The sequence below is a fragment of the Natronogracilivirga saccharolytica genome (assembly GCF_017921895.1).
Lineage (GTDB): Bacteria > Bacteroidota > Rhodothermia > Balneolales > Natronogracilivirgulaceae > Natronogracilivirga > Natronogracilivirga saccharolytica.
Window position 1 is genome coordinate 442,208 of sequence record NZ_JAFIDN010000002.1, and the last position, 25,618, is coordinate 467,825.

General features: G+C 51.1%; 32 protein-coding genes. 8 read left to right on the forward strand and 24 right to left on the reverse strand.

The window, feature by feature from the left end:
• Nucleotides 1–154: 154 nt before the first annotated feature.
• The gene (locus tag NATSA_RS04100; protein WP_210510650.1) at nucleotides 155–1,573 is read right to left on the reverse strand and encodes a sensor histidine kinase; all 1,419 of its coding nucleotides are present in this window, start codon (nucleotides 1,571–1,573) and stop codon (nucleotides 155–157) included.
• 209 nt (nucleotides 1,574–1,782) lie between these two features.
• Between NATSA_RS04100 and NATSA_RS04105 the strand changes: the two genes are divergently transcribed.
• Nucleotides 1,783–3,141 (forward strand): amidohydrolase family protein, encoded by a 1,359-nt coding sequence (locus NATSA_RS04105; protein ID WP_210510652.1) that lies wholly within the window; start codon nucleotides 1,783–1,785, stop codon nucleotides 3,139–3,141.
• Between the two features lie 4 nt (nucleotides 3,142–3,145).
• Here NATSA_RS04105 and NATSA_RS04110 read toward each other — a convergent pair whose 3' ends face one another.
• Complete coding sequence (locus NATSA_RS04110; RefSeq protein WP_210510654.1) at nucleotides 3,146–3,493, reverse strand: DUF3024 domain-containing protein; 348 nt, start codon at nucleotides 3,491–3,493, stop codon at nucleotides 3,146–3,148.
• A gap of 135 nt (nucleotides 3,494–3,628) precedes the next feature.
• Between NATSA_RS04110 and NATSA_RS04115 the strand changes: the two genes are divergently transcribed.
• Nucleotides 3,629–4,327, forward strand: coding sequence for a hypothetical protein (locus NATSA_RS04115; protein ID WP_210510656.1), 699 nt, complete (start codon nucleotides 3,629–3,631; stop codon nucleotides 4,325–4,327).
• A gap of 65 nt (nucleotides 4,328–4,392) precedes the next feature.
• On the opposite strand, the gene NATSA_RS04120 is transcribed toward NATSA_RS04115, so the two are convergent.
• Together NATSA_RS04120 and NATSA_RS04125 are read right to left on the reverse strand one after the other, a co-directional pair.
• Nucleotides 4,393–4,611, reverse strand: coding sequence for a hypothetical protein (locus NATSA_RS04120; protein ID WP_210510658.1), 219 nt, complete (start codon nucleotides 4,609–4,611; stop codon nucleotides 4,393–4,395).
• Between the two features lie 274 nt (nucleotides 4,612–4,885).
• Entirely contained in the window at nucleotides 4,886–5,068 is a 183-nt protein-coding gene (locus NATSA_RS04125; RefSeq protein ID WP_210510660.1) for a hypothetical protein, read from the reverse strand.
• A gap of 162 nt (nucleotides 5,069–5,230) precedes the next feature.
• On the opposite strand from NATSA_RS04125, the gene NATSA_RS04130 reads away from it, so the two are divergent.
• Nucleotides 5,231–5,434, forward strand: a complete 204-nt coding sequence (locus NATSA_RS04130; protein WP_210510662.1) for a DsrE family protein — start codon at nucleotides 5,231–5,233, stop codon at nucleotides 5,432–5,434.
• Between the two features lie 36 nt (nucleotides 5,435–5,470).
• On the opposite strand, the gene NATSA_RS04135 is transcribed toward NATSA_RS04130, so the two are convergent.
• From NATSA_RS04135 to NATSA_RS04180, 11 genes are all read right to left on the reverse strand, one after another.
• Nucleotides 5,471–6,883: an NAD(P)(+) transhydrogenase (Re/Si-specific) subunit beta gene (locus NATSA_RS04135; protein WP_210510664.1), complete on the reverse strand. Its 1,413-nt coding sequence runs from the start codon at nucleotides 6,881–6,883 to the stop codon at nucleotides 5,471–5,473.
• Nucleotides 6,880–7,170, reverse strand: a complete 291-nt coding sequence (locus tag NATSA_RS04140; protein ID WP_210510666.1) for an NAD(P) transhydrogenase subunit alpha part 2 — start codon at nucleotides 7,168–7,170, stop codon at nucleotides 6,880–6,882. Before NATSA_RS04140 ends, NATSA_RS04135 begins: the two co-directional genes overlap by 4 nt.
• Nucleotides 7,170–8,273, reverse strand: coding sequence for a Re/Si-specific NAD(P)(+) transhydrogenase subunit alpha (locus NATSA_RS04145; protein WP_210510669.1), 1,104 nt, complete (start codon nucleotides 8,271–8,273; stop codon nucleotides 7,170–7,172). The genes NATSA_RS04140 and NATSA_RS04145 overlap by 1 nt, the downstream gene beginning before the upstream one ends.
• 261 nt (nucleotides 8,274–8,534) lie before the next feature.
• Complete coding sequence (locus NATSA_RS04150; RefSeq protein WP_210510671.1) at nucleotides 8,535–10,973, reverse strand: TonB-dependent receptor; 2,439 nt, start codon at nucleotides 10,971–10,973, stop codon at nucleotides 8,535–8,537.
• A gap of 34 nt (nucleotides 10,974–11,007) precedes the next feature.
• Entirely contained in the window at nucleotides 11,008–11,130 is a 123-nt protein-coding gene (locus NATSA_RS15570; RefSeq protein WP_272491739.1) for a hypothetical protein, read from the reverse strand.
• Nucleotides 11,131–11,496: 366 nt separating this feature from the next.
• Nucleotides 11,497–12,624 (reverse strand): AraC family transcriptional regulator, encoded by a 1,128-nt coding sequence (locus tag NATSA_RS04155; RefSeq protein WP_210510672.1) that lies wholly within the window; start codon nucleotides 12,622–12,624, stop codon nucleotides 11,497–11,499.
• 116 nt (nucleotides 12,625–12,740) lie between these two features.
• A complete protein-coding gene (locus tag NATSA_RS04160; RefSeq protein WP_210510674.1) occupies nucleotides 12,741–13,163 on the reverse strand; it encodes a PIN domain-containing protein in 423 nt (140 codons plus the stop codon).
• Nucleotides 13,156–13,407, reverse strand: a complete 252-nt coding sequence (locus NATSA_RS04165) for a DUF6364 family protein (RefSeq protein ID WP_210510676.1) — start codon at nucleotides 13,405–13,407, stop codon at nucleotides 13,156–13,158. The genes NATSA_RS04160 and NATSA_RS04165 overlap by 8 nt, the downstream gene beginning before the upstream one ends.
• 105 nt (nucleotides 13,408–13,512) lie before the next feature.
• Nucleotides 13,513–13,659, reverse strand: a complete 147-nt coding sequence (locus NATSA_RS04170) for a hypothetical protein (RefSeq protein ID WP_210510678.1) — start codon at nucleotides 13,657–13,659, stop codon at nucleotides 13,513–13,515.
• 35 nt (nucleotides 13,660–13,694) lie between these two features.
• Nucleotides 13,695–14,108 (reverse strand): type II toxin-antitoxin system VapC family toxin, encoded by a 414-nt coding sequence (locus NATSA_RS04175; protein WP_210510680.1) that lies wholly within the window; start codon nucleotides 14,106–14,108, stop codon nucleotides 13,695–13,697.
• A complete protein-coding gene (locus NATSA_RS04180; RefSeq protein WP_210510682.1) occupies nucleotides 14,101–14,349 on the reverse strand; it encodes a DUF6364 family protein in 249 nt (82 codons plus the stop codon). The genes NATSA_RS04175 and NATSA_RS04180 overlap by 8 nt, the downstream gene beginning before the upstream one ends.
• 198 nt (nucleotides 14,350–14,547) lie before the next feature.
• On the opposite strand from NATSA_RS04180, the gene NATSA_RS04185 reads away from it, so the two are divergent.
• On the forward strand, nucleotides 14,548–14,814 hold the full coding sequence (locus NATSA_RS04185) for a DUF6364 family protein (RefSeq protein WP_210510684.1): 267 nt from the start codon (nucleotides 14,548–14,550) through the stop codon (nucleotides 14,812–14,814).
• 34 nt (nucleotides 14,815–14,848) lie between these two features.
• Nucleotides 14,849–15,259 carry a type II toxin-antitoxin system VapC family toxin gene (locus tag NATSA_RS04190; protein ID WP_210510687.1) on the forward strand — a complete coding sequence of 137 codons (411 nt, stop codon included), beginning with the start codon at nucleotides 14,849–14,851 and terminating at the stop codon, nucleotides 15,257–15,259.
• 304 nt (nucleotides 15,260–15,563) lie between these two features.
• Here the strand turns inward: NATSA_RS04190 and NATSA_RS04195 are convergent, their stop codons facing one another.
• Nucleotides 15,564–16,691: an ATP-binding protein gene (locus NATSA_RS04195; RefSeq protein WP_210510689.1), complete on the reverse strand. Its 1,128-nt coding sequence runs from the start codon at nucleotides 16,689–16,691 to the stop codon at nucleotides 15,564–15,566.
• 447 nt (nucleotides 16,692–17,138) lie between these two features.
• On the opposite strand from NATSA_RS04195, the gene NATSA_RS04200 reads away from it, so the two are divergent.
• On the forward strand, nucleotides 17,139–19,553 hold the full coding sequence (locus NATSA_RS04200) for a T9SS type A sorting domain-containing protein (protein ID WP_210510690.1): 2,415 nt from the start codon (nucleotides 17,139–17,141) through the stop codon (nucleotides 19,551–19,553).
• An 88-nt stretch (nucleotides 19,554–19,641) separates the two neighbouring features.
• Here the strand turns inward: NATSA_RS04200 and NATSA_RS04205 are convergent, their stop codons facing one another.
• The 3 genes from NATSA_RS04205 to NATSA_RS04215 form a co-directional block, all read right to left on the reverse strand.
• Nucleotides 19,642–20,391, reverse strand: a complete 750-nt coding sequence (locus NATSA_RS04205) for an META domain-containing protein (RefSeq protein ID WP_210510692.1) — start codon at nucleotides 20,389–20,391, stop codon at nucleotides 19,642–19,644.
• Between the two features lie 203 nt (nucleotides 20,392–20,594).
• Nucleotides 20,595–20,876 carry a hypothetical protein gene (locus NATSA_RS04210; RefSeq protein ID WP_210510694.1) on the reverse strand — a complete coding sequence of 94 codons (282 nt, stop codon included), beginning with the start codon at nucleotides 20,874–20,876 and terminating at the stop codon, nucleotides 20,595–20,597.
• 61 nt (nucleotides 20,877–20,937) lie between these two features.
• Nucleotides 20,938–21,960 carry a hypothetical protein gene (locus NATSA_RS04215; protein WP_210510696.1) on the reverse strand — a complete coding sequence of 341 codons (1,023 nt, stop codon included), beginning with the start codon at nucleotides 21,958–21,960 and terminating at the stop codon, nucleotides 20,938–20,940.
• A 196-nt stretch (nucleotides 21,961–22,156) separates the two neighbouring features.
• Between NATSA_RS04215 and NATSA_RS04220 the strand changes: the two genes are divergently transcribed.
• Nucleotides 22,157–22,918 carry an SDR family oxidoreductase gene (locus tag NATSA_RS04220; protein ID WP_210510698.1) on the forward strand — a complete coding sequence of 254 codons (762 nt, stop codon included), beginning with the start codon at nucleotides 22,157–22,159 and terminating at the stop codon, nucleotides 22,916–22,918.
• Nucleotides 22,919–23,000: 82 nt separating this feature from the next.
• On the opposite strand, the gene NATSA_RS04225 is transcribed toward NATSA_RS04220, so the two are convergent.
• Genes NATSA_RS04225 through NATSA_RS04235 form a run of 3 tightly spaced genes read right to left on the reverse strand, consistent with a single transcriptional unit; the run spans nucleotide 23,001 to nucleotide 23,964 of the window.
• On the reverse strand, nucleotides 23,001–23,177 hold the full coding sequence (locus NATSA_RS04225; protein WP_210510699.1) for a DUF2442 domain-containing protein: 177 nt from the start codon (nucleotides 23,175–23,177) through the stop codon (nucleotides 23,001–23,003).
• Between the two features lie 11 nt (nucleotides 23,178–23,188).
• Nucleotides 23,189–23,665: an HIT family protein gene (locus NATSA_RS04230; RefSeq protein WP_210510700.1), complete on the reverse strand. Its 477-nt coding sequence runs from the start codon at nucleotides 23,663–23,665 to the stop codon at nucleotides 23,189–23,191.
• 26 nt (nucleotides 23,666–23,691) lie between these two features.
• A complete protein-coding gene (locus NATSA_RS04235) occupies nucleotides 23,692–23,964 on the reverse strand; it encodes a hypothetical protein (protein WP_210510791.1) in 273 nt (90 codons plus the stop codon).
• Here NATSA_RS04235 and NATSA_RS15720 point away from each other — a divergent pair.
• Complete coding sequence (locus NATSA_RS15720) at nucleotides 23,951–24,163, forward strand: Fic/DOC family N-terminal domain-containing protein (RefSeq protein WP_419539834.1); 213 nt, start codon at nucleotides 23,951–23,953, stop codon at nucleotides 24,161–24,163. The two genes, NATSA_RS04235 and NATSA_RS15720, sit on opposite strands and share 14 nt — an antisense overlap.
• Here NATSA_RS15720 and NATSA_RS04245 read toward each other — a convergent pair.
• Nucleotides 24,118–24,933 (reverse strand): class I SAM-dependent methyltransferase, encoded by an 816-nt coding sequence (locus NATSA_RS04245; RefSeq protein WP_210510702.1) that lies wholly within the window; start codon nucleotides 24,931–24,933, stop codon nucleotides 24,118–24,120. The genes NATSA_RS15720 and NATSA_RS04245 overlap by 46 nt on opposite strands.
• Nucleotides 24,930–25,466, reverse strand: a complete 537-nt coding sequence (locus tag NATSA_RS04250) for an OsmC family protein (RefSeq protein WP_210510703.1) — start codon at nucleotides 25,464–25,466, stop codon at nucleotides 24,930–24,932. Before NATSA_RS04250 ends, NATSA_RS04245 begins: the two co-directional genes overlap by 4 nt.
• Between the last annotated feature and the right edge of the window lie 152 nt (nucleotides 25,467–25,618).

A 25,618-nucleotide genomic window follows, 5' to 3' on the forward strand; every position in this document is an offset into this window, starting at 1 on the left:
GATATGCCCTGATATCGCGAAACACGCAGCAGGTAAGAAATGATAATCACAGCCTCTGCCGGTCATCCTGGCTGGCCGGCAGAGGCTGTGTGGCTGCGGTCCACAGATCTGACTGAAAAAAGGTGCGGGGTTATCGCCTGTACTGCCGCCGGCGCTAACGCAGGCGATACGGAAGCGTAACTGTAAACTCGGAACCCCCATCGGGTATGTTCCGTGCTGACAGGGTGCCGCTGTTGCGTTCTGTAAAATCGTGGCATATCATCAGACCCAGTCCGGTTCCCTTTTCATTGTCGGTGCCCGGACGTGAGGCGGCTTTTCCTTCTTTTATCAGATCATCAAGATGTTCACCTGAAAAACCGGCACCGGTGTCCCTGATTTTCACAGAAATTGACGTCGCATTTCCGTCATGGTCATACTCTTTGTCTGCTGAAATGGCAATTTTACCGTTTTGCGGGGTGAATTTTATCGCATTCGACAACAAGTTGCGAAATACCGCAGACATGGTGGCATAGTCCATCTCAACAATCAGGTCCGCGGGCATATCCGGATCAAAGCTGATGTTTTTTGCATCGGCCTGAACACTGATAACGTCAATGACATCGTTCAGCAGATCCGGCACAGAATGAGGCCGCGGATCCAGTGCGATTTTTCCCGTCTGGCTCCGGGCCCAGCTCAGCAGGTTGTCTATCAGATTAAGTGTGTTGTGACTGGATTTGTTGATCATCCGGGCATAGTCGGAAATTTCCTGTCTGGTCAGGTTGTCTGACTCGGTGCTGATAATGTCGCTGTAGCCGGTGATGGTATTGAAAGGATTGCGAAGATCATGAGCGATGATCGAAATCAGCTTTTCACGAGTCTGGAGAGTTTCTTTCAGTGTTTTTTCCGAATCACGGAGCATCAGGTTGGCCCGGTTTATGGCTTCATTGTGCTCCTTTGTTTCGCGATACAGTGCTTCGGCACGCTGCTTTTCTACACCGAGCATGTACTGACTTTTGAAGGTCTGAAAACTGTATCTGCTTTGGATGATGTTGAACAACAGACCGGCGATCATCATGGGATAAATATTGAAATAGCTGATATCCCAGACGTTCTCCGGGTAGAAAGCAAAAAAGGTAAACACGACGGGTGACAGCAGGTAAACACCCATGGTTATCGCCAGATTGGTTCGCAGCTCTAACGACAAGACCAGCACCACCAGCAGCAGTCCCGCCAGGCTTCCTCCGATCTCGGGATTATCATCCAGCAGAATGACCCTGACGAACATCATAAGCAGGAGACTGATGAGAAGTACGTTGTATAAATGGCGCTTCTGCGTTTGGTAGCCTTCGGTTGTCAGGTTAAAGAAAAGCAGCGTTGCGGCCAGGGCTATGGGGATCAGCCGGATAAGCGACACCGTGAGATTATGGAGCAGTGTGTAATCGGTGTACATGAACAGGACGAGCACACCAATCAGCGGTACCATTTTCAAGGTCATGCCGCGCAAAGCCTGGTCATTTTGCCAGACGTGCCAGCCCGGCATCAGTCCGGAGTCATATTCGGAAGCGGCAGGAATATGTACACTGCTCCTGTTCATACGGATAATAATTTTTCTGAAGTGACTTCTTTTCCCCAACAAAAATTTACAATAATTAGAGGACTATAATATAAATAATTCGCCGGATGTTTTATGAAAAAAAGAACGGGTGTATTTTGAAGGAAGCAGTGTTTATCATGATGCATGTTCATCGGAATGATACAGCAGTTTTTCACTGACTTCCTTAATCTTACATCAATTTCTGGCCTATGCGTTTACTGGTATACATCAGCGTGGTGATAGTCACCTTTGCAGCAAATTCGGCTGCAAACCCGAATCATACTGCGGCAGCTTCCGAAGTGCTGGCCATCCATGATGTTCATGTGCTTACCATGGAGGATGAAGAGATAAAACGCAATTACACCGTCATTGTACGTGACGGCCGGATTGACCGGATGGGGCCTGCGAATGACATCGAAATCCCGGAAAATGCACAAATGATTACCGGCGAACTGTATCTGATGCCGGGGCTCGCCGAGATGCACGGGCATATACCCGGTCCCGACCAGCATATGGATCCGGAAGAAACCCTCCGCATGTACCTGGCTCAGGGAATAACCACCGTTCGTGGCATGCTGGGCCAGCCGTTGCATCTGGAGTTGCGTGAAAAGGCTGATGAAAGCAGCATTTCCAGTCCGCGAATAATCACGTCCGGACCCGGATTCAGCGGGCAGTCGGTCGACAGTCCGGAGCAGGGAAGGCAAATGGTTCGCGAGCAGCATGATGCGGGATATGACCTGCTCAAGTTCCATCCCGGATTAACCCTGGAAGAATTCGAAGCCATTACCGGGAAGGCTCATGAGCTGGATATGGAGTTTTCCGGACATATTTCGTTTGATGTGGGGCTCGAGCGCAGCCTGGATGCGGGCAAGGGCACCATCGACCACCTTGACCGTTATATGGAGTTTATTGCCGATGCACCGGAGGGCCGGGAAGATCCGCCGGTTATTTATTTCGGCTACGATCTGACGGATCATGTCGTGGATGAACGCATCCGCGAAGCGGCCCGCATTACAAGGGAGGCCGGTGTCTGGAATGTTCCGACCAATACGTTGCTCCATAATGTGCTGAATCCTGATTTATCGGTAGAAACCATGCAGGAGTGGCCGGGAATGTCATTTCTTCCGGAGGAGATGGTGGAAAACTGGTCTGAGTTTGTAACCGACCTTCGGGAAGGTGAAATGTATGATCCCGACCGTGCACGGCGGTTTTTGGAGATACGGGACCGGATTACACTGGCTTTGCACGAGGAAGGAGCCGGAATCATGCTTGGTGCAGATGCGCCCCAGATCTTCAATCCTCCGGGGTTTTCGGCTCATCGCGAGCTGGCGCTGTATGTTGATGCCGGACTATCGCCGTTCGAGGCACTCAAAACAGGAACGGTTAATGTTGCACGCTACCTGAATGAAGAAGGCAAATCCGGGAAAGTAGCGCCCGGCTACCGGGCGGATCTGATTCTGCTCACAGAAAATCCGCTGGAATCCATTCCATTTCATGATCACCTTCACACGGTGATATCGGAGGGAGTTCCCTACTCGACGGATGCGTTGCTGGAGAGTTTGAGATAGTTGCCTAACCCCAGAAAGCTCCGGTTTCATCTTCATCAATAATCTGCAAGGCCCTGGCCAGAGTGTCGGTTTGCGGTTGATGCTCAAAACTATGCCATTTCAGGTCCGACATCATCCAGTAGACTTTCCAGGCATTCTGCTTCCTCACAAATGTGATTTTGGCTACGGGGTCTTCCATTGTTTTGTCCGGCCGAATAAACTGAGGCCGTAATTCGAATATCTCGATGCTCTGATTTTTAATGCGATAGGAAAGATCCAGCTTATCGCGCATATCTTCCGGAGGCCGCCGACGTTTCAGAAAATCATCCATTAATTTTTCAATTTCATTTTTTTCAGAGGAAGAAAAGGCCATGGTGTATTGCAGTTTTTTTTCTGGAAAATGCTGATATTTAATATAACAATTTCGTAGAGCAAAATTGCCGGCAAGGGTTGTTTGTGTGGCGGGATGTTGCTTGATGTAACCCTGAAACCGATAAGGAGGGGGCTTATGAGATATTCGTATTTGTTCATCACGATCATTTTTGGCGGCTTTTGGGTGTTCTCCTGTGACAGATTGGTCTCTTCAGATGAATCTCCGGACCTGCAATACGACCGGGAATATTACATTGTTAATGAGGACACGGTCCATGTCCATTTGAGCCATGATATTATCGCCGTCTATCCGGCAGAAGATGCCGATCCCGATGCCTTTAATAAACTGATCCGGTCGTACGGACTCCAGCCGTTGAGGCTATATTCCCATGAGCCGATCAGTGAGGTGCCGGCACAGTTTGTTGAGTCTGGGCGCCCGGTGATCTTCCGGTTGCCTTCAAATATGGACAGACGTCATTTCTACAGTTATTATGAAGGTCTGAATCAACACAGTTTTGCCCGGCATCAGCTTGTGTATTATTCCTCAGCTGCCGGCAAACAAGATCCTGACAGAGAGGGTTGGTTTTATCCAACCAACAAAATTGTAGTCAAGCCTGCAAAAGAAGATTTTTCTGTCCACGATTTGGAAGAAACCTTTCATGTCACTTTGGTTTCTAAAACAGAACAGATAATGTCGTATACATTTCGTGATGAACAGTTCAGAAACGGCAATCCTTATGCTGCAGCGCAAAGTATTTACGAATCAGGTTCATTCGAATACGTATACCCGAGCGCATATCACGAGTATACCACCATGTCAGCTTTTTTGAATTGACCTGAAACGGAAAAAATACTCAGAGTCTCTCACCAGCAGGTAACCAGCAAATATTCAAGGATTCATCATCCCCCGTTTTTCCGGGCATTTCCTTTATTCCTCGTGAACGGACCAAAGGTGTAATAGACACCGGTATATACAATCAGAAACAGCAAAAGATGAAGCGTGTAACCGATATGTCTGTTGGCAAACAGGTTTCCAATATCAAAAAATGAGATTGTGCAGTTTGTAACAATCATGGTAATTATGATGGTTACTATGAATTTCACATAATATGGAGCCATGACTTTTGTTCTGGATTACGTTAAAAAGAAAACCTGTCACCATCTGAGAGGATGGTAACAGGTTTCATTACATCATTCATTGCAGCATGTAGCCTCACTGCAATCAGCGCTGATTCCCTGCTGAATACCATTTATTACTTCGGTGACAATATATCCAGCCAGAAAACCGAATACGACAGGGTTTCCTCCAAAAACAGACCTCAGTTCGTTTTCGGATAAAAAGGTGATTGATTTATGTTCTCTCATGACTTTAGAGTTTAGTGTTCTTGGTTAACTACCTGACCATGGAACCAACACCCGATCTTGCAACGTCTCCGTCAATAACTCCTTCGCAGCCGCATTTAAGATCGGTAATAAACTGGGAAATAACCCGGGAAATCCAGCCGCCTCCCCCGTTTACCATTTTACACTCCTGTTCAGTCATGGATGTAAAGTGCGATATTTTCGTGTTATTCATGATACCTCCTTTTTTATTGTTAAGGTTTAGGGTGTAGTCATAAATAACAGCTGTATACTACACTTATAAATACAGTAGAATATTTTTTTTAATAAAAAAATGTATTTTTGTATCCGATATGTGCTGTTATGGCTGGAAATTTTTCTTATGGCGTGACACGGGTTGCATTTTGTACAAGCCGACCGTTCACCCGGAGACCTTCTCAATAATCTGACAGCACAGGGAGTGCAGGTCGAAGTTTGTGGTATCTATCTTCCTAACCGTGAAGCTGATGAGGATGATCTGGCTGAAGGTATCGGCATGGCGGCACCACCCGAGGTTGCAGAATACATGAGGCAAGAGCACGTGCGCTACTTTACATTCTGATCCGGGCGCAATGTTTCAATCATCCGCAGAACCAGCCTAAAGCTCTTTGAGCGCCGCGATCAAATCGGTGACAGAACTTTTGGCATCTCCGAAAAACATGTAGCTGTTTTCATTGAAAAACAGATCGTTTTGAATACCGGCATATCCCGGATTCATACTCCGCTTGAACACGACCACGCTTTTTGCCTTTTCCACATTCAAAACGGGCATGCCGTAGATAGGACTTGCGGGATTGTTATTGGCAGCCGGATTCACCACATCATTGGCGCCAAGCACCAGCACCACATCGGTATTGGAAAATTCGTCGTTGATTTCTTCCATGTCATAAAGCTGGGGATAGGGGACATTCGCTTCCGCCAGAAGGACATTCATATGGCCGGGCATGCGTCCGGCAACCGGATGAATCGCATAGCGGACATCCACGCCCTTTTTCTCCAGATGCTCGGCGGCCTCACGGATGGCGTGCTGCGCCTGGGCGACAGCCAGGCCATAGCCGGGCACGATAATCACCCGTTTGGAATAGGCCGTCATCACGGCAACATCATCGGCCTGCACTTTCCGTATGGTTTTATCACCATCGGTTTCGCTTCCGGCCTCCATGGAGCCTCCGAATGCTCCGAACAGAACATCAGTCAGTGTCCGGTTCATGCCTTTACACATGATCATGGTCAGAATGAGTCCGGCGGCACCGACAAGCGTCCCGCTGATGATCAGCAGGTTGTTGTCGAGCACAAATCCGGTAGCCGATGCGGCAAGTCCGGACAGTGAGTTGAGGAGGGATATCACCACCGGCATGTCAGCTCCGCCGATCGGCAGCACAAAAAGGATACCCAGCAGCAGGGAAAGTCCGGCCAGAACGGCAAAGGCCGTAACGGGATCAACACCGGCAGCAAAGAATCCGGCAGCAACAATAATAATTGTGAGGATGCCCAGATTTATCCACCTCTGCCCGGCAAACCTTGTGGCATTTCCGTTGATGAGTCCGCTCAGTTTTCCATAGGCCATCAGGCTTCCGGTAAAGGTGACCGAGCCGATCAGTACACTGAGGGATACGGTTATCACAGCCTGCATTCCCGGATCCGCATCGCTGAACCGGAAGTATTCGCCGCTGGCAACCAGTGCGGATGCGATTCCGCCGAATCCGTTGAACATGGCCACCATCTCCGGCATATCGGTCATCGGTACCGTGCGGGCAATAAAAGTCCCGGCCACCGCTCCGATGATCACTCCGGCTATGATGTATTCAAATGTGAGGATTTGCTGATCAAGCAGGGTCACAACCACGCCGATCAGCATTCCGGTTGCAGCCATCTGATTGCCTGTGCGGGCCGTGTCGGGTGAGCTGAGGCGCTTCAGTCCCAGGATAAACAGCACAGAAGCAATAAGATACGCCAGCTGAATCAGGTCAGGCACCCATGTCTGCATGTAATCCGGCAGTAAATTGCTCATTGGTCACCCTCCTTTTTTCTGAACATTCCGAGCATCCGGTCAGTCACCATGAATCCCCCAACAACGTTGATGGTAGCAAAAACAAGGGCTGCAAAACCGAGCCAGGTGCTCAGCGCCGAATCAGAGGAGCCCGCGATTACCAGGGCGCCCACAACGGTGATGCCGGAAATGGCATTGGCGCCGGACATCAGCGGGGTATGCAGTGTCGTGGGAACTTTGGATATGACCTCAAATCCGACAAAGCAGGCGAGGATGAATATAAACAGGTTGAATATGAGTGTTTCCATCACCTGCCCCCCTTTCCGTTATGGGTGAGTATGGTGTCTCTGGTGATCTGATCTTCAAAATCAAATGTCATTTTGCCGTCTTTAATAAGGTGTCCCAGCAGCGCCAGGATATTTTTCCCGTACAGCCGGCTTGCATTCACCGGCATGCTTGCCGGGAGGTTGGTCGGACCGAAAATCGTAACCTGATGCTGTTCAATCTCCTCGTCAGGCCTGCTGAGCTCGCAGTTGCCACCCTGGCCGGCGGCCATATCGAGAATCACTGATCCCGGCATCATATCCCTGACCATGGGCTCGGTTACAAGAACCGGCGCTTTTTTTCCCGGCACCAGGGCGGTGGTGATGACAATATCCGACTTCGCGGCATGTTTGTGGATCAGCTCCTGCTGTTTTTCCCGGCTGGATTGATCCAGTTCCTTCGCATACCCGCCTTCCCCTTCGGCATCTTCGTCCATCTCCACTTCAACAAACGCAGCTCCAAGGCTTTCAACCTGTTCTTTGACGGCAGAACGCACATCAAAAGCTTCCACGGCCGCACCAAGCCTTCTGGCTGTTGCAATGGCCTGCAGACCGGCAACACCAGCCCCGAGCACAAGCACTTTTGCAGGCGGGATGGTGCCGGCGGCGGTCATCATCATCGGCATGTATTTACCCAGGGCGGATGCAGCAACCAGCACCGCCTTGTAGCCGGCAATGGATGCCATCGATGAGAGCGCATCCATGCTCTGAGCACGCGAAATTCGCGGGATGGACTCCATGGACATCACCGTGACATTGGCCGATTCCATGCTGCGGATCCGGTCCTGGTTTTCACCCGGACTCATGAAGCTGATCCATACAGTGTCTGCTTTCAGCTGCGTTATAACATCTTCATCGGGCGGATTGACCTGCACCGCGATATCGGCATCGGCCAAAAGTTCTGAGCGGTCGTGGAAAATTCGGGCACCCTGTACTTGATAGGATTCATCACTGAAGAATGAGCGGCTTCCTGCGCCGGCTTCGATTCCGACCTCAAGCCCCAGCTTTTTTGCCGCAGAAACGCCATCCGGTGACAGCGCAACGCGGGTTTCTCCGGCTCTGTTTTCCCGTAGTATACCTAATAACATATAAATCCAGCGATACAGATTGGATGCCGGTCCGTCTGTTTGGAGGGCATCATTTTACAGTCCTAATATTGAAAGGAAGTGCGGCCGGGCTGCATACTCAGCAGTCTGCAGGAATGAGGTCATATGCGGCCAATTGGGTGCTGACACTCATCCGGATTCCGTACTTCAGCAAGGATCAAATATAAAAAATATCAATGACTAATGAAGCCCCCATATGATTTGTAAATGACGTGCTTGTCCGGTCATGTCACATCATCTGATCTAAAATTCAATTGTGTAACTGATACCCGGGACCACAACCACGCTTTTGTCCAGCACCACGCTTTGGGTTCTGTAGCTGTAGTTGTATCCTTCCGGCATGGCCCTGCCGAGTGCATTTTTGACCTGCACGGCCCAGATGCTTGAGTATCCCGGACGGTTAAGGCGCCATGTCAATGACAAATCGGCGTACACCAACGAAGGCAGCTGATTGCTGAAGGCACGGGTTTCATCGAAGAAGACCAGCTCGCGTTCCCGGGATTTCTCCTGCAGTATAGGACTGACCCGCTCCCCGCCCGCAACATTAAACCGGGTGTTCACGCCGAGGATCCTGCGGCCGTCACGGAGGGCAAACTCCCTTCCAACCAGTGCGTTGGCGACGTAACCCTTGTTGAAGCGGGTGTTACGCCATACCCCGTCGCCGCCTTTGTATCGCGACGAAAAAACCGATCCGGTGACGAGGAAGTAGTATCCGTTGTGCAGGAACCGCTCGAAGGTCACATCCAGCCCTACATTCCGGCCAATGCTATTGTTCTCCAGGATATCACTGAAAAACCAGTCCTGCTTGAAGTTGATCATGGAGAAGGAGCTGTCCGCGATGCCGGGTGCATCAAAAAGGAACTGGGCATAGGGCTCAACCTTCATCCGCATGTTGTCGCTGATCTGCCAATCCCAGGCCAGCACAAAATGGTGTGCACCGGAGAGTCGCAGGTCCCTGTTCGGGAGCGCAGCGGCCCTGCTCGCTTCAGCCCGGATCATGTAAATCTTAAGCTCCTCCCGCTGACTGTGCCTGCCGTAGCCCAGGCTCAGGGAGTGGCTGTCATGGAGATCATAGCGCAGCGCAATCCTCGGGTCCACCCAGAAGGCCTCATTTAGCGCAAAGTACCCGCTGTTCACCCCGGCATTCAGCACCAGGTTCTGCGCCAGGTCCCATCGCCACTGCGAATAAAACTCCACCTCGTGGCTGCTTCCGGTTTCATCGATCACATTCCGGTAGGTCGACGGATCGCTGTCGATGGTGCTGCTCATGGCAAGGTTGTACTGCAGTCTTTTGACGGTTAAACCGGTCTTTGTGGAAACCCTCGGACTGAACGTGTGGCTGATATAAGATCCGAGGCTCAGCTTGCCAGAGTTGTCGACCGCATTCAGGTCGTCGTGGGGAACCAGGTCATCATCCTGCCGGATCGTCACCATGCTGTTTCGGGTACCCGTTGCGGCCAGCGTGGTGCTGACATATGTCCTATTGCCGGTAAGCAGGCGGTGCGAAAGTCCGGCCGCTCCCATCTGGATGTCCCAGTCAAACGAAACCCGGTCCCAGTCGTTCTCCCACATCAACGGATTGGTCTCGAGCGGCTGGGCCATCCGGTCGATGCCGCCGAGTCCCCAAAGGGAAAACGTGCCGGCATTGCGCGTGGGCAGGTTGAACTTGAAGGAGAGGTCCTGATACCGGAACTCCTGATCTGTCGGGATCACATTCAGGTCGGTGAGCAGTCCCAGTGTCGAGTACCGGTAGTTGAACAGGTAGGATGCGTTCGAACCCGGCACAATAGGCCCTTCGGATGCGATATCCAGTCCCAGAGTCCCGGCCTGGAAGGTGTGCTGATGGACCGTGCTGTTGCCGGTGCGCAGGTTCATGTCGAAGACCCCGGCCAGCGCATTGCCGTACTCGGCAGGGAAGGCGCTGGTATGGAAATCGGAATTGTCCAGCATGTGGCTGCTGAAAATGGTCACCACGCCTCCGCCGGCCACGTTGCCACCCGGAAGATGGTGCGGAGTGGGGATTTCCACCCCTTCCACCCGCCATGAGATGCCCTTCGGGCTGTTGCCCCGCACGATGATGGCATTGTCCTGGACGTTGCCGACCGCAACGCCGGCGAACGCAGATACCAGCCGGGCCGGATCGTCCATGCCGCCCGCATACCGCCGCGCTTCCTCCACGCTGAACGACCGCGAACTCACCGTGGCCATGGCGTTCAGCGGCTTGTTCTTCCGGATTTTCGGGGTGATGATTACCTCGCCCATATCGGCGATAGATTCACGCAGGCCGACATCCACCACGACCTCCCTTCCGGATGTGGCCATCACCTCGGGGATGATCACCGGTTCGTAGCCGATGTAATTCACCTGGAGCGTGTGCCGGCCCAGCGGCACTCCGGGTATGCGGAAGCTGCCCCCGGCATCGGTCGATGCGCCCCTAAGAGGCTGGCTGTCGCGTATGACCACCGTGGCACCGATCAGCGGCTCGCGCGTCTGGATGTCATAGACGGTGCCCTTGATGGTTTGGGTGATCGGTTGGGATTGTGTGGTCTGTGCGGTTTGACTAGTCTGAGTGGCTTGGGTACTCTGCGCGGTTTGGGTGTTTGACTCAGACCGGGATTCCGGGACGATGGTGAGCAGCAAAATTGCCGCCAGAATGAAGCTGAGAAGGATGATTCGTACCATGGGTTATATTTCCTGGTTTGGGTGGATTGGTTTGTCAGCGTGATCCGCCGACTGTGTGTATCCAGAGGATGAAGGCCATGATCGCCAAACTGATCAGGCAGATGGCCCCGAGGAGCAGGTAGCGGATGATTTTAATGAGTGTGTTTTGCCGGTTCATATCGCAGTCTTTTGATCGTGTTCCACGGTTGTTGCGTCAACTGCGGTAAATATGGCAAGATGGGATCTGAAGATCGTCCAGGCGTACAGGCATGTACTTCCGTACCGGTCCAGCCCTGCAGGGTTGGACGCTGCACTTCTGGGTTGGACGCTGCCACAGGCATGGGGCCGCAACCTAAAGCATGAAATGGTATCGCATCGGGATGATATGATATCCATCAGCTTGGGATGTAATCCTCAGCATAGGATAGTATCCAACATCATAAAATGGCATCTCTCAGGACGGACGGAGTCCAATGGAATGGCAAGGTGTCTGTCAATGATCGGCCGCATCCAAAAGGAGGGAGGGCAGGGATAGGGTCAGGGTTTACGCTCCGGAAATATGCTGCGACGGAGTTTTGCCCGAGACCTTTTTGAACACCTGGTTGAAAGAGGATTTGGAGTTGAATCCGGAATCCAGCGCGATGGCCAGGATGCTGTAGCTGCTGTTGGCCGGATCGGCGACCCGCTGCTTGAATTCATTCACACGGTAGGTGTTCACAAAATCGAAGAAGTTTTTCTCCTCGTACTGGTTGATGATCTGCGACAGGTGGTTGGCGGAAATGTCCAGTTCGCGGGCCAGGTGGCCGAGGGAAAGTTTCGGCTCGAGGTAGGGTTTGTTCGCGCTCATGTAGTCGAGCAGTTTCTGATGGTACTGCTGCGCGAGCTCCGTTTTCAGTCCCGACCTGACATACTCCCCTGGTAATTTCGGCTCCACGATCTGCGGGATCTGGCTGGTTCCATCGGCGAAAATGTTTTTTTGTCTGATGCCCGAGTATCCCAGAAACAGGATGAAGCCGACGAGGGGCACGTACAGAACCAGGTCGGTGTTGAACCCGAAATTCACTCCCATGCTCCACTCGAACAGGATCACGACCGCGGTTACCAGAAAGATCATGCCGATGCCCCAGATGAAATACTTGAGCCATCCCATGTCGATCGATTCGCTGTACGCGAAATTCTGGCTGGTCAGGTGTTCGTGCCTGCTGAGCATCCGGTAGGATGCGATGGCGTAGCCGAGGCCGGAGGCAAAGAATGCGAACAGCGAAAAGACGATGAAACCGGCGTAATCATCTACCTCCCCGTGGTTTACCATGAGCTTCTCTTCTGCGGAGTAGAAAAACAGGAACGGGATCATGTAGACATAGAAAAGCAGTGCAGGGCTGAAGTGGAGGTAGTCCCTCCAGCGCAATCGCTGGTCGCTTTTGAGCGAGAAAAGCACATAAAGGTACAGAAACGGGCCATGCAGCAGAGGGAAAGGGTGGTGGATGCCGGACAGATGCGGATATCTGTCCCAGTATCCCAGATAGTAGAGGTAATAGCTGAACAGATGCAGGCCGATGAAAAACATCCACACGCCCAGGATCCGGTCGGATATAGACGCCTGCTTTTTCGACAGCAGCAGGAATTGCAGGAAGAAGCAGAGGAAGATCCCTATGGTGAAGACGGTGTTCATTTGGTTGGTTTCAGACAGCTGGTATTAAGCCATCGCAGGCTGGATTCTGCATGGCCATTAAAAAAGTAGCTATTTGCGGCGTGTAAACCAATCTTCAAATGATGGTAAAGGCAGTGTCAAAAATCAGCAATGCGTATAAAACCGGACGGTGAAAAGACCGGAAGCCGTTGCAAAGCATATTTATAATCGTCCGTGTTTCTGGTGAGAAAATAATCGCTGTGGTGGCGCAACGCTATGTAATATTGCAGGGCATCCTCCTTGTCCGTGAATTCCGATTCTATGGCCTGTATGAAAACAGATTTCCCTCCGCTGAACACTTCACAGGCTTCTACGAAATGAAGTAATCTTCCCCCGGCATTTTCAAGCTTGTAGATGTCGAAGCTAAGGTACATAAGAGTGGCCAGGCACGCTTCTGATATCTGGAGCTGGACTTGCTGCCGGCCAGCCATTTGCAGCAGCGGAAGCGCATCAGTGAAAAAAGGCTCCCGTTTGGAAATGAGGTCAAAAGCAACATCCGTATCCAAAAAAACATCAACCATATTTGCGCTCAATATGACGTTTAAGCAGTTCTTTATCGTCAAGTGGCTGCACTGCCTCAGCTTCTTCCAAAAGGGACAGCAGTCGCCTGGCTGCTTTTTGGGTTTCTGTCTCGATGGGATTCACGTCATACGTTTGGAATGCCTCCTCAAACATTTGCGATACAGAAATACCCTTCTTGCGAGCCATTTTTTTAGCTCGTCTCACCACATCAGATTCAACAGTCAGAGTTAACTTTTGTTTCATGGAACACGTATTTTCTTAAATATACGTGTATTCAGTCAGGATTACAAACGACTTGCACGCAACGGAACGCCAGAGCAGTGTTTTTGGTATCCGGGATCAACTTCTTCAACCATCCTGCCACACTCCTTCTATCGGAGATGTGATCTCATCTTCATGGATAACAGACCCCATACTGGATTCTCCTGCTCCAGCGACTTTTTGACCGGCTGCAAGAACTTCATAATCCGGCTCCCGGATTCGGTATGCTGCCATATAGGTCACCTTTTTGAGATAAGGTGGATGGGAGATTATCCCCGTAATTTTTCCGGTGGAATTACTTCGATATCACCCGCACCGGTGCGGAAATCACGCACATTTCGGGTCACGATCCGGGTGCATCCCGCCTCCAGCGCAGCATGGTAAATAATAGTGTCCTCCGTGCCGTTCCAGCGGGCTTTGAGTGCGGCGCGAATGATGTCGCCTGTAACCGGCGCCACCTCCAGGATTTCCAGCAGATCCTCCAGTACGGCGTTCGTGTGTGCGGATGTCGCATTTCGCCGGATCATAAATGCAAGCGTATCGACCGAGGATGCCGCAACGAACCCCTTGATGCGACCCGAAGCCGCGAGTTGCAGGGCAGGGCCTGATCCCGAGATGTGTGGTTGCCGGCTTTCCAGCACATCAAGGAGGACATTCACATCGAACAAGACCCGCTCAGCCATATTTCTCCCGCAAAGCCCGCTCAAGCCGCTCGTCATCGCTTGCCGCGGTGGCGTCGGGTGTTACCGCACCGGTGAGCCGGACCAGCACCGATCCGGCCGGCGGACTCCAAGCCTCCTCCCGCGTCTGCTCTGCAAGATAGCTTTCAACCATATCCGAGACGGATGTGTTTTGTGCGCGGGCATGACGCTTGGCGCGTTCAATTACCTCGTCATCGATCACCAGTGTCAGTTTTTTCTTCATGATTGCTTGCACACGTGTAAAATATAAGTGACACGTGTAATATGGCCAAACATCCTGATTTCGTCAATCTGGACAATATAAGATTGGTTGCACGGGAAATACGCACAGAGGGCACATAACAGTACTCATTAGTAGTTGCATTTGTGGGTTGGATATATTAGTATACGTATAAACTAATAGTATACGTATAAGCATGTTATGGCGAATAAAAACAAGAAATTGACACTGTACGTGGATGAGGAGGTAATCCGGCAGGCCAAGGAGCATGCGCGGAGAAGCGGAACTTCCGTGTCGGACATGGTTGAGAAGTATCTTTCCGAAAAAACAGGAATCGCTAATCGGGACGAGATGACGGATGATTCCATACCGGCTGAATTCGCCGAATTTTACGGGGTTGTGCGCGTTCCGGACGACTTCAATGAAAAGAAAACACTGCGGGATCATCGGCTTGATCGCCACCGGTAACCGGATCATCTGCTGACAGGACTGAGAATATTGGATGAAAAATCTGTTTGTGGACACCAACATTCTGATCGATATCCTGGCCCGTCGCGAACCATATCACCGGGAGGCGATCAGGTTGTTTGAGCAAGCCGATAATAAGCTGGTCCGTTTGTACACTACCGCCACAAGCGTGACCACAGCTTGGTACATGCTTGTCAAATACGGTGACGCCAGGGTCGCACGAAATGCCATTACAGGCTTGTTGAACCATGTGAATATCATCCCGATCTCGCAACGTGCCGTCGAGATGGCCTTACGGTCGGATTTCAGGGATCTGGAGGACGGAGTGCAGCATTTTGCCGCTCTTGAATCCGGTAACATGGATGCGATCATCACGCGGAATCTGCGTGATTACCGGCATTCGCTGATCCGCGTGTGCACAGCCGGGGACTACCTGGAGTTCTGATTCCTCGAAACCGACCTGCGGGATATGCGCCTGGCCCTGGTAACGATGAAATAGCCTAGACCGATCAACACGATCAGCCCGCCAATGTGATGTTTTCGCCTGCCCTTCCTCCAGGATGTCAATGGCCGCCAGTCGCGATTTCGGGAACTCCTGGATTCGGTACGCTGCCATATGGGTCACCTGCGTGAGATAATGGTGGATGGGTGTGAGTCAGGATATGGAGGACGGATTGGTTTGGTATTGAAGAATGGAATTCAGGGTGGATATGATGGACGGATTACCTCAAATGAACTCGCAATGTGCATCATAACAAAAAATCGCGGTAATTATCGCGGTGGATAACTTGAAAACTGCTGTTTGGGTACGTCTTAAGAAATTCGGACGGCTTTTTGACTTTTGCCGCCGGATTCCATTTGAATTCAACGGCTGCAAGTTTTCCGCCGGCCTCCTCAATGTAATCAATCTCCTTGCGGTCATAGGTCCGCCAAAAAAACCGGTTAGGAAACCGGCGCTGATTGTGCAACAGCTTCATACGCTCAGTTACGCAAAAGTTCTCCCAAAGTGCCCCGGTGTCATCACGCAGTTCAAGCGGGTTGAAGTTGTTGATCAGGCTGTTACGAATTCCATTATCATTAAAGTAGACCTTGAATGATTTTGAAAGTTCCTTACGCAGGTTCCGGCTGAACGAACTCAAACGGAAAATCACAAAACTCTTCTCAAGAAGTTCTATATAATTCCTGACAGTATGATGATTCTCGCCCAGTAATTTGGCCAGCTCCCCGTATGATACTTCATGACCTGTCTGAAATGCCAGAGCCTGAAGCAGCTTGAAAAGCAGGTCAGAGCGTTTGAGCTGGTTGAATTGCAGCACATCCTTGTACAGATAGTTGGTTGCAATATCTCGCAGTTCTTCGATGGCCATTTCCTCAGATTGTCCGTATACCTCCGGGTACATACCAAAACGCAAGATGTTTTTAAGCCGCGCACCCCAATCAACCGGATGTGTTTCCTGCGATATCTCGGTCAGGGAAAAAGGATACAGGATAAAGGTGCGGGATCGTCCGGTCAGCGGTTCGCTGACAGATTGGGCCATATCAAAAGATGAAGAACCAGTCGCAATAATCTGCAGATCAGGCCGGGTATCTGCGAGCACTTTCAGGATAAGGCCGATATTGGGTAAACTCTGAGCTTCATCCAGTACAATGATCCGGTAATCTCCCAAAAAGTCATTCAGCAAGGCCGTGTTGGTGGTATCGAGTGCCTGTCTGTATTGAAGGACTTCGCAATTGATGTAACGACCTTCATCGCCGAATTCAGAGAGGATGGTTTTTGAGAGGGTGGTTTTACCGGTTCTGCGCGCCCCGTACAAAATGATGACCTTGCCTTTGAACAGAAATTTATTGATATGATCCTGAATGCTTCGTCGAACCATTGTTCAGGTTAATTATTGATAATGAAGTATATATATGTGTGTGTGCGGGGCGATTGCACTTCAATAATGTAACAAAATTAAACAAATTATGGAAGTCTACTTCCAAATTTATATTAAATTATGGAAATTACATTCCATATTTTTCAAGGGATATACAATCATTCACCAGTTGGATGCCTGCTTTTTTGACGGCAGCAGAAAGAAGCAGAGGAAAATCACGATGGTGAAGTCGGTATTCATTTGACCGGTTTCCGACGGCTGGTATTAAGCCATTGCAGGCTTGTTGAAACCATGTGCATATCATCCCGATCCCGCAACGTGCCGTCGGGATGGCCATACGGTCGGATTTCAGGACAACTTGAAATTTATCAATGAGATGATTAGCCTTCGCGTGAGAACGAAGAGATTAAAAAAAGCATGACTATTCACTTAGTACACGGATTTAATATGACACATAATTACAAAAGGAGCTTTCAATACGCTAATGGGTTTTTTGTCGCACTTTTCATTTTTGCTTTGATTTTCGGATCGGCCCTGAACACCGTTGCCTGGAGTAATGAAAGTTCTGAAAACATAAATCCCGAGAGGGACAATACTACTCGATCTTCACAGCTTGCCGGATTCACCATCCGCCCGGTGCAGGATCCCATCCAGCAGGGCGACCCGCTGGAGGTTGAGTTCGTTGATGCGGTCGATATGGATGGCAATCCCTACTCCACCAGCGATGGAAGCTTCACCAATATCGATATTGAGCATCCCTATGATGAAGAACCGCGCCGCTTTGCCCTGGCTTTTGAGGACGGCGAAGGGACCAGCACGTTCGAGTTGCTGGACGAAAAGGAAACCGAAACCCTGAACCCAGGTATTTATGAGGATCTGCAGGCCTGGGATGTCAACAACGTCAGGGTCCGCAGCACCTACGACATTGAGATCGTGACCACGCGCCTGGCCGAATTCACCATACGCCCGGTGCAGGATCCCATCCGGCAGGGCGATCCGCTGGAGGTGGAGTTCGTTGATGCGGTCGACATCAACGGCGATCCCTACACCACCGGCGATGACAGCTTCTCCAATTTTGATATCGAACATCCCTATGACGATGATCCCCGCCGCGTTGCCATTGACTTTGAGGACGGCGAAGGGGTCAGCACCTTCGAGCTGCTCGACGGGGACGAGACCGAAACCCTGGATCCAGGCACCTATCAGCGTCTGCAGGCATGGGACATCAGCGACAACACGATACGCAGCACCTACGATTTCGAGGTCGTAGCAACCCGCCTGGCCGAATTTACGATCCGACCGGTGCAGGATCCCATCCGGCAGGGCGATCCGCTGGAGGTGGAGTTCGTTGATGCGGTCGACATCAACGGCGATCCCTACACCACCGGCGATGACAGCTTCTCCAATTTTGATATCGAACATCCCTATGACGATGATCCCCGCCGCGTTGCCATTGACTTTGAAGACGGCGAAGGGGTAAGCACCTTCGAGCTGCTCGACGGGGACGAGACCGAAACCCTTGATCCGGACACTTACGAAGGGTTTGAAGCATGGGACATTAGCGATGCTTCTATCAGATCCAGCTATGACATAGAGATCGTCGCCACGCGCCTGGCCGAGTTCACTATTCGTCCGGTGCAGGACCCCATCCAGCAGGGCGATCCTCTGGAGGTGGAGTTCGTTGATGCGGTCGATATCAACGGCGATCCCTACACCACCGGTGATGACCGCTTATCCAACTTTGACATCGAGCATCCTTACGATGATGATCCCCGCCGCGTTGCCATTGACTTTGAGGACGGCGAAGGGGTCAGCACCTTTGAGCTGCTCGACGGGGACGAGACCGAAACCCTGGATCCGGACACTTACGAAGGGTTTGAAGCATGGGACATTAGCGATGCTTCTATCAGATCCAGCTATGACATAGAGATCGTCGCCACGCGCCTGGCCGAGTTCACGATCCGACCGGTGCAGGACCCGATCCAGCAGGGCGATCCGCTGGAGGTGGAGTTCGTTGATGCGGTCGACATCAACGGCGATCCCTACACCACCGGTGATGACCGCTTATCCAACTTTGACATCGAGCATCCTTACGATGATGATCCCCGGCGCGTTGCCATTGACTTTGAGGACGGCGAAGGGGTCAGTACATTTGAGCTGCTGGACGGCGAGGAAACCGAGACCCTGGATCCGGATACATATGAGGGGCTGGAGGCCTGGGAAGTCAATGACACCACAATCAGATCCAGCTATGACATACAGGTTGATGTGAAACCACGTCCGTTCTTTGAAGTTTCCGATCTGGATCCGGAGGAAACCGAAGCAGATCCTGAAGAGCAATTGACAATCACCGCCGATGTCATCAATACCGGTAATGTCACAGATGTTGCGGAAGTAGTTCTTCTGATTGATGAAGACTCAATTCAAACCAAATCTGTTGAGCTTGAGGTTGAGGAGTCCGCCACAATTTCATTTGAGGTTGAAGCTCCATCCGAACCGGGTGAATACGAGCATACCATATCAACCGGTTATGATGAAGTAACGGGATTGCTGCATGTGATTCGGAGCACTTCGGGAGAAGAAATGGCAGACCTTCCGGAAGAGGTCAGTCTGGGACAAAACTATCCTAATCCGTTCAACCCTGTAACCACGATTTCCTACAAGTTGCCGGAAACAACCAATGTAGAAATCCGTGTTTACAATACCCTCGGACAGGAAGTGACAACCCTTGTGAACGAACAGGTGTCTGCAGGTCATCACGAGACTTCGTTTGATGCTTCAACTTTGACATCCGGTATATACATATACCGCCTTTATGCCGGCGATGAGGTAATAACCCGGCAAATGACACTGGTAAAATAGTGTGAGTGGTATCTGGACAGGTCGTTACTCTCTATGCACGGGCGATGACTCTTATGTGTGGTGTGAGCAATATCCGAATCAATAGTAATTAATCTTTTTGATCCGGACGAAAACGATGTTCATCGCCGGATTCCTCATCGAACAATACCAGTTGCCGGTCAACCACCCGGTAGTAGGTAACGTTCGTCAGCCGGCTCATGACCTGTGACTGCCCGGCCGAACCGCCGCGGCTGCCCGTTTCGTAAAACCGGAATTCTCCGTCTTCAGCGATGCCCCAGTACCCCTTGATACGGTAGGAATCGAAGACCGAATCGTCGGCATCCCAATACCAGTTGATGGCAAACGTCCGGTCGGCATTCAGCGAAAGCTCCGGGGTCATGTTACCTTCAAAATTGTCGATTTCCCGGTCCGTCGATCCGCTCAGACGCCAGCGGGTGGCCACCATCGGGGTGCCGGCGACCTCTTCGGGATGGCTGCTGCGGTAGTGGTAGATTCCATCGCCGGATTTAATGGTCAACTCATCGTGTCCGAACTCCGGTAAAAAAGGTTGTGTCAGGTGGTCGTATGGAAAAGTGGCAAAGTCACAGGCAATTTGAGTACTGTAAACGGCGGATGGATTAACGGAGTCATTTTCGACAGTAAACTCGCCATAATATTTATTGCAGCCATCGTCACCCTGGAAATGGGTGCTGTCATTGAACACCAGATTGAAATCGGGAAGATCATCGCGGCGGAGATCTGTTTCGCCGGTATCCCACCGTTCCAGCGTCCAGATAATGCCGGCAGCTTCATCGAGCGTTCGTCCGGGTTGTTCCCGGTCACCGGAATCAGCGCGCATCAGATCGCATCCGGCGAGGAGCGCGGCAGATAAAAACAGCACAGACAATACGACCGGGGAGGCCGGAGAGAAGTGACCGGTCGTGCATGTCCGGCAGTGTCGGAAAAACCGTTTGGCGGCTATGTTACCAGGCCGGTTCATGACATAAGGGGTTAATACACCTGCAAAGTGCAATATCTCTATTTATAGATAGTAAAAAATCATTAAACCTCAAGGATAATCGAATTTCGGGCAGAATTGCGCGGCGTCATGCGGGTATAAACCACGGCATCCGGCCGGCGAAACAGGTCCATGAATGTGCCGGGGAATCCGCGTTCCAGGTCGAATACATCCGAGAGGATATGCCTGGCAAAATTCCGGAACCGAAACAAATCCTCTTCTGAAGATCTGCTGTCTGATTCGTTTTGCTTCTCCTTGCCGGATGTCTGATCAGTTTTGTGCTGATCGTTTTGCATGTTTTCTGGATTGTGATCTTCTTGTGTCATGATGGAAACGGCACATTTCCGGATACAGGTTTATACACCAACGCATTATCAGATCAGGAAGTTAGAGCCCTGCTGATGTTTTTGCAAACGTATAGCCGGGATCCCACCGGACGATGACATTTCTGTGCTTACTGTGGCTGGTACAGGCGTAAAAGAGCCCGTTGCTGTCCCAGTCCATGGCGTAGACCGAGGCTGCCAAAAACAGGGGATCCTGTCTGTACCGTTGGGACAGGTCCAGCATGTATCCGGCGGTGGGTGACGCAAATCCGATCGGACTACTTTCGCTGATCCGGTAGGCCAGAAAGTTTTCGTCTGGCGACAGGGAATAATCTCTTTTCCAGTTACTTGAAATCCTGTGCCCGTGCAATTCCCATATGCCGATTCTTCTGCTGAGCCATCCCCGTGGACGATGACGGGCCAGTTTTCTTCCGTCATGTGAGTAGATTTCAATGCGCCTGTCGGATTCCCGGCGGACCGAAATGTCCGGCTTGACGGCATCAGGCGATTCAGAACACGAAATATGATCGGTTTCTCTGATGATAAAAGGTTTTTCGGTCAGATCCACGACATAGTGATAGCGGGTGACTCGTCCTCCGGGTACCGAAAACCCTGCTGATGCCCCGTCTCGGGGTGCATCGTCCTGAATATCTTCTGTTTCCTGTGTTTCCTGTTCCGATCTGTTAAACTCGCTCATATCCGTAAATCTGAAATAGAGCCTGGTCTGATCGGGACTGAAGCAGCCAAGTCCGTCCGGCCCCAGTCCCTCCGCAATACGGCTGCGCACAGCGGCATCCGGTTCAACAGGATAGTTTTCGCCTGTTTCCAGATCAATCAGAAACGATGTGCGCTGCTGCTCGGAATATCTTTCTTCGGATTGATGATAAGGTGACTGTTCGCCAATATATTGCAGCCATTTTGCATTTCCGGAAATCCGGAAATCGCAGTTTGTAGTCGAGGCAAGAATTTCGCCGCCGGAGTTTTCCGGGTCGGATGTGACCGCACATCCTGAAAGGCTTATACAGACAGCTAAAACCAGAAATGCGAGGCGTGCCAGTGATGACGGGGACAGGACGTTTTTTGTCATAAGAGGTGGCGCTTTTTCTCTCACATATCACTTATCATTGTCAGGTACTTGATTTTACATATTATACACTATTTTTCAGAATGTATTTACAGAATATTCTATTTCCGGCATCAAATTGAATAACCCGGCCTGCTTTTTTTTTATCTTCGACAGGTAACAGAAGATTTACTTGTTCATTTCTTATACAGGATCACGTATGGCTGACAATTTCAAACGCATAGCGATAGTAACCGGAGCCACTTCCGGAATAGGTGAGGCAACGGCTGAAACATTTATCCGCAACGGATACGGCGTCGTAGGCAACGGCCGCAACCGCGAAAAGCTGAACTCACTTGAAAAGGAACACGGCGCGGCTTTTTGCGGAGTTCAGGGGGATGCCTCCCATACCGAAATCATCGATGCGCTGTTTGATAAAGCAGAAGAGCATTTCGGTCGTCAGGCAGACGTGATTGTTGCCAATGCCGGCCGTGGGCTGGGAGGATCGGTCAAGGATGCCGATTTGTCCCAATTTCAGGATGTGCTGAATATCAATGTTACCGGAACGCTTTTTCTGATTCAGAAAGCGGCAAAGAAACTGGTTGAACTGCAGGAGTCCCGCTTCCCCGACTCGGCCGCTGATATCATTATCATCGGGTCGACGGTTGGCCGCATGGTTTCGCCTTTCAGCAGTGTTTACGGTGCCACCAAGTTTGCCGTTCATTCGCTGGCGGAAGGGCTGCGTCGTGAGGTCGGTCCGCTTGGTGTCCGGGTCAGTCTGGTCGAACCGGCCATCGTCATCAGCAAGTTTCAGGAAGGAGCGGGATACAGTGATGAGCTGACCCAGAGTTTTCACGACAAATTTGGGCCGTTGATGCAGACCGAGGATATCGCCAACGCCATCCAGTACATCGTACAGCAGCCCCCGCATGTGCATGTGAATGACATTATGATACGGTCAACCAGGCAGGATTATCCGTAATCGCTGATCATCATTGAGCACGATCTCTTGCACGGATTGGATTTAATGACCAGGTATAATGACTGCTTTATAGTACGGGTGGTCATATTCCGATCAACCGCCATTTTTCTCTTTCAGCTTGACCGGCATCCCGCAGTTTTGGAAACCAGTCCAGTGGAACGGCAAGTTCACGTCCATCCGCCAGCAGGACGACCATTTTATGAGCGGTAAACCGAATGCTCGTTGCTCTTGCCGGTTTTATATTAGCTGAAGTACTCATGCCATGCAGTTTCAATAATCCCCTTTTCCCGGGATGCAGTGCCGCACACCGCCGCGCGGGTTGAGCGTGTCTCCGTCGTAGCGCGGGATGACGTGGATATGCGCGTGATATATCGTCTGTCCGGCGCTGCGTCCACAGTTAAACCCGACGTTGATGCCGGTCGGCTGGTAGCGATCCAGCAGATACTGGCGGACCCACTCCACCAGTTCCCAGCAGGCGGATTTCTCTTCCGGATGCATTCTGAAGTAGTCGGCCACGTGCCGCCGGGGGATGACCAGCGCGTGTCCATCCGATACCGGATAGGCATCCGGAATGGCATAGGCCAGGCGCTGCTCAATGATCTTCGGGGCGGATGGAGCACAAAACGGGCATCTCGCCGGGCCGCGGGACGGGTCACCGGCCGGATTGTGTGACGGATTGGCGCCGGACCGGCTGGCCGAACCGGACGGCGATGTCGATTTTTCAGGTTTGGATCCGGTTTCACTCATAACACAAGGTAAGCAATAGATCCGCATTAGTCATAAATATCCGTTTTATTAGTATAAACTACATATGCTAAACCAGGATAAATTACCGTCAGGCGATCAACTCCGGCATCGGAATCCGGTATCATTTGTGTTCCATAAAAAACTAAAAACAAAATTTGTGTTCCATTTTCCTCTATATTCGGAACACAAATAACTTTGCTTATCATGGGTGGACCACAAATACAGCCATACAAGCCTGCCGATTTACCAATCCAAAACATCGATTGGTCAGCATTTATTGAACTTATGGGCAAGGCCAATCACTATATTGCCCGGTATGATGGTTTGCTTCAATCAATTGTGAATCCGGAAGTATTGTTATCTCCGCTCAGAACACAGGAAGCAGTACTTTCATCAAAAACTGAAGGTGTTTGTGGCCAGGTTAAAGCACCTGAAAGTTCCCGGAAAATCCGCTACTTGTACCCTTTCACAACCAGAAACTCTCCTGGAATATCATAGCCTGCCCCGTTGTGATAAGGCGCAACTGAGTCCAGATATTCCTGGTGCGCCTCTTCCCGGGTCAGTTCATCAAATTTGTTGTACGCCAGGGCAACCGGACCGCCGAGAAAGGCTGCCGTCAACAGATGCTCCGGACTTGTGAAATGCAGATTAACATTGAACCGGCTGGATTCGATATCCCGGAAACCCGCTTCACGAAACGTATACTCCATCGTATTGCCGGTGCCCTGCTGGAAGAACATCGGGCAGACATCAGAGGCAACTTTGTTGTCTACTATCGGGAAAATATCCGCCCAACCGCAGTTTTTCCGCTCTCCCCATATGGCCACAACAGCCCGTCCGCCGGGTTTGAGAACCCGGTACATCTCCTGCATTGATGTGAGCGGATCCGGCATGTACATTATGCCCAGACAGCAAAGTGCCGCGTCAAACTGATCATCATCCAGCTCCAGCTGCCCGGCATCCATCCTCATAAATGAGATGTTCCGGGTGTGTTGAGAACCGTTTTCATTTTTGGCCTGTTCCACCATCTCTCCGGAGATATCCGTGGCGACGACCTCTCCCTCCGGACCCGTTTCTGCAGCAATCCGGAAAGTAACCAGTCCGGAGCCGCATGCGGTCTCGAGAACCCGTTCACCGGCTTTCAGTTCAGCTGTTTCCATCAGCCGGTCCCGGGCCGGCTTCAGCTGTTCCCTCCATGAATTATCATAATAGCCGGCGGCTTTATCCCATCCGTATCGTTGTACCCGTCGTTGCAATTCCGGTTTCATGATGATGCCTCCTTTGCGTCTTTTGAGTTTACAATGCTGATATTCCGTTTTACCGGGATGGCCCGTTTGAAGTCATCGAGCACCGGGCTGTGCCGGTCTGCCTTATCGATAACCTTCTGCACATCGGCTTCATCGGCGGGACTTTCGATGTGTACATTATATCTCAGTTCGATGAAGCCGGGCGGCCGGTCGTCAATGCCCAGCATCCCGCGGGCGTCCAGGTCCGACTCCACATGCACCTCGATGTTGTCTATCGGAACCTCCAGAACCGCCGCTATCTGCGAATAGGCAATGGCAAGGCAGCTGCCCAGGGCACCGCGTTCAAGAATACCAGGCCCCGGTCCGGCATCATTTCCGCCCTCACCGGTTCCGATATCGACCTTGAACTTCCAGTGCTTGTGCTCCACCTCGCAGGTGGTACCGTCAAACAGCCGGATCTTTGTCACCGCTGTGTTTTTACCCAGGGAAGGCCGGATGCGCACCGCCTCCCGGTTCCTCTCATACGCATTTTTAATTTCAATCGGATGTGCCATCTTTCTCCGGATTTAACATTTGCGATGCAGCCGGAAAGCCATGAAAAAGAGAAGAAGAATTCCGGTTTGCCTGCACGGTGCAGGGCGAGACTATATGATATTAAAATATACGTACATTTGCATAAGTTATTATTAATATTACTCTTGAAAGG

Excerpts from the sequence above, each read along its gene's own strand:
- NATSA_RS04220 (WP_210510698.1), top strand. The coding sequence starts at position 22,157 with ATGGCTGACAATTTCAAACGCATAGCGATAGTAACCGGAGCCACTTCC.
- NATSA_RS04115 (WP_210510656.1), top strand. The coding sequence starts at position 3,629 with ATGAGATATTCGTATTTGTTCATCACGATCATTTTTGGCGGCTTTTGG.
- NATSA_RS04200 (WP_210510690.1), top strand. The coding sequence starts at position 17,139 with ATGACACATAATTACAAAAGGAGCTTTCAATACGCTAATGGGTTTTTT.
- NATSA_RS04215 (WP_210510696.1), bottom strand. The coding sequence starts at position 21,960 with ATGACAAAAAACGTCCTGTCCCCGTCATCACTGGCACGCCTCGCATTT.
- NATSA_RS04145 (WP_210510669.1), bottom strand. The coding sequence starts at position 8,273 with ATGTTATTAGGTATACTACGGGAAAACAGAGCCGGAGAAACCCGCGTT.
- NATSA_RS04245 (WP_210510702.1), bottom strand. The coding sequence starts at position 24,933 with ATGAAACCGGAATTGCAACGACGGGTACAACGATACGGATGGGATAAA.
- NATSA_RS04190 (WP_210510687.1), top strand. The coding sequence starts at position 14,849 with ATGAAAAATCTGTTTGTGGACACCAACATTCTGATCGATATCCTGGCC.
- NATSA_RS04125 (WP_210510660.1), bottom strand. The coding sequence starts at position 5,068 with ATGAATAACACGAAAATATCGCACTTTACATCCATGACTGAACAGGAG.
- NATSA_RS04150 (WP_210510671.1), bottom strand. The coding sequence starts at position 10,973 with ATGGTACGAATCATCCTTCTCAGCTTCATTCTGGCGGCAATTTTGCTG.
- NATSA_RS04185 (WP_210510684.1), top strand. The coding sequence starts at position 14,548 with ATGGCGAATAAAAACAAGAAATTGACACTGTACGTGGATGAGGAGGTA.
- NATSA_RS04135 (WP_210510664.1), bottom strand. The coding sequence starts at position 6,883 with ATGAGCAATTTACTGCCGGATTACATGCAGACATGGGTGCCTGACCTG.
- NATSA_RS04140 (WP_210510666.1), bottom strand. The coding sequence starts at position 7,170 with ATGGAAACACTCATATTCAACCTGTTTATATTCATCCTCGCCTGCTTT.
- NATSA_RS04250 (WP_210510703.1), bottom strand. The coding sequence starts at position 25,466 with ATGGCACATCCGATTGAAATTAAAAATGCGTATGAGAGGAACCGGGAG.
- NATSA_RS04105 (WP_210510652.1), top strand. The coding sequence starts at position 1,783 with ATGCGTTTACTGGTATACATCAGCGTGGTGATAGTCACCTTTGCAGCA.
- NATSA_RS04110 (WP_210510654.1), bottom strand. The coding sequence starts at position 3,493 with ATGGCCTTTTCTTCCTCTGAAAAAAATGAAATTGAAAAATTAATGGAT.
- NATSA_RS04170 (WP_210510678.1), bottom strand. The coding sequence starts at position 13,659 with ATGGCAGCATACCGAATCCGGGAGCCGGATTATGAAGTTCTTGCAGCC.
- NATSA_RS04180 (WP_210510682.1), bottom strand. The coding sequence starts at position 14,349 with ATGAAGAAAAAACTGACACTGGTGATCGATGACGAGGTAATTGAACGC.
- NATSA_RS04175 (WP_210510680.1), bottom strand. The coding sequence starts at position 14,108 with ATGGCTGAGCGGGTCTTGTTCGATGTGAATGTCCTCCTTGATGTGCTG.
- NATSA_RS04210 (WP_210510694.1), bottom strand. The coding sequence starts at position 20,876 with ATGACACAAGAAGATCACAATCCAGAAAACATGCAAAACGATCAGCAC.
- NATSA_RS04155 (WP_210510672.1), bottom strand. The coding sequence starts at position 12,624 with ATGAACACCGTCTTCACCATAGGGATCTTCCTCTGCTTCTTCCTGCAA.
- NATSA_RS04230 (WP_210510700.1), bottom strand. The coding sequence starts at position 23,665 with ATGAGTGAAACCGGATCCAAACCTGAAAAATCGACATCGCCGTCCGGT.
- NATSA_RS04205 (WP_210510692.1), bottom strand. The coding sequence starts at position 20,391 with ATGCGCGCTGATTCCGGTGACCGGGAACAACCCGGACGAACGCTCGAT.
- NATSA_RS04195 (WP_210510689.1), bottom strand. The coding sequence starts at position 16,691 with ATGGTTCGACGAAGCATTCAGGATCATATCAATAAATTTCTGTTCAAA.
- NATSA_RS04100 (WP_210510650.1), bottom strand. The coding sequence starts at position 1,573 with ATGAACAGGAGCAGTGTACATATTCCTGCCGCTTCCGAATATGACTCC.
- NATSA_RS15720 (WP_419539834.1), top strand. The coding sequence starts at position 23,951 with ATGGGCAAGGCCAATCACTATATTGCCCGGTATGATGGTTTGCTTCAA.
- NATSA_RS04225 (WP_210510699.1), bottom strand. The coding sequence starts at position 23,177 with ATGAGTACTTCAGCTAATATAAAACCGGCAAGAGCAACGAGCATTCGG.
- NATSA_RS04120 (WP_210510658.1), bottom strand. The coding sequence starts at position 4,611 with ATGGCTCCATATTATGTGAAATTCATAGTAACCATCATAATTACCATG.
- NATSA_RS04160 (WP_210510674.1), bottom strand. The coding sequence starts at position 13,163 with ATGGTTGATGTTTTTTTGGATACGGATGTTGCTTTTGACCTCATTTCC.
- NATSA_RS15570 (WP_272491739.1), bottom strand. The coding sequence starts at position 11,130 with ATGAACCGGCAAAACACACTCATTAAAATCATCCGCTACCTGCTCCTC.
- NATSA_RS04165 (WP_210510676.1), bottom strand. The coding sequence starts at position 13,407 with ATGAAACAAAAGTTAACTCTGACTGTTGAATCTGATGTGGTGAGACGA.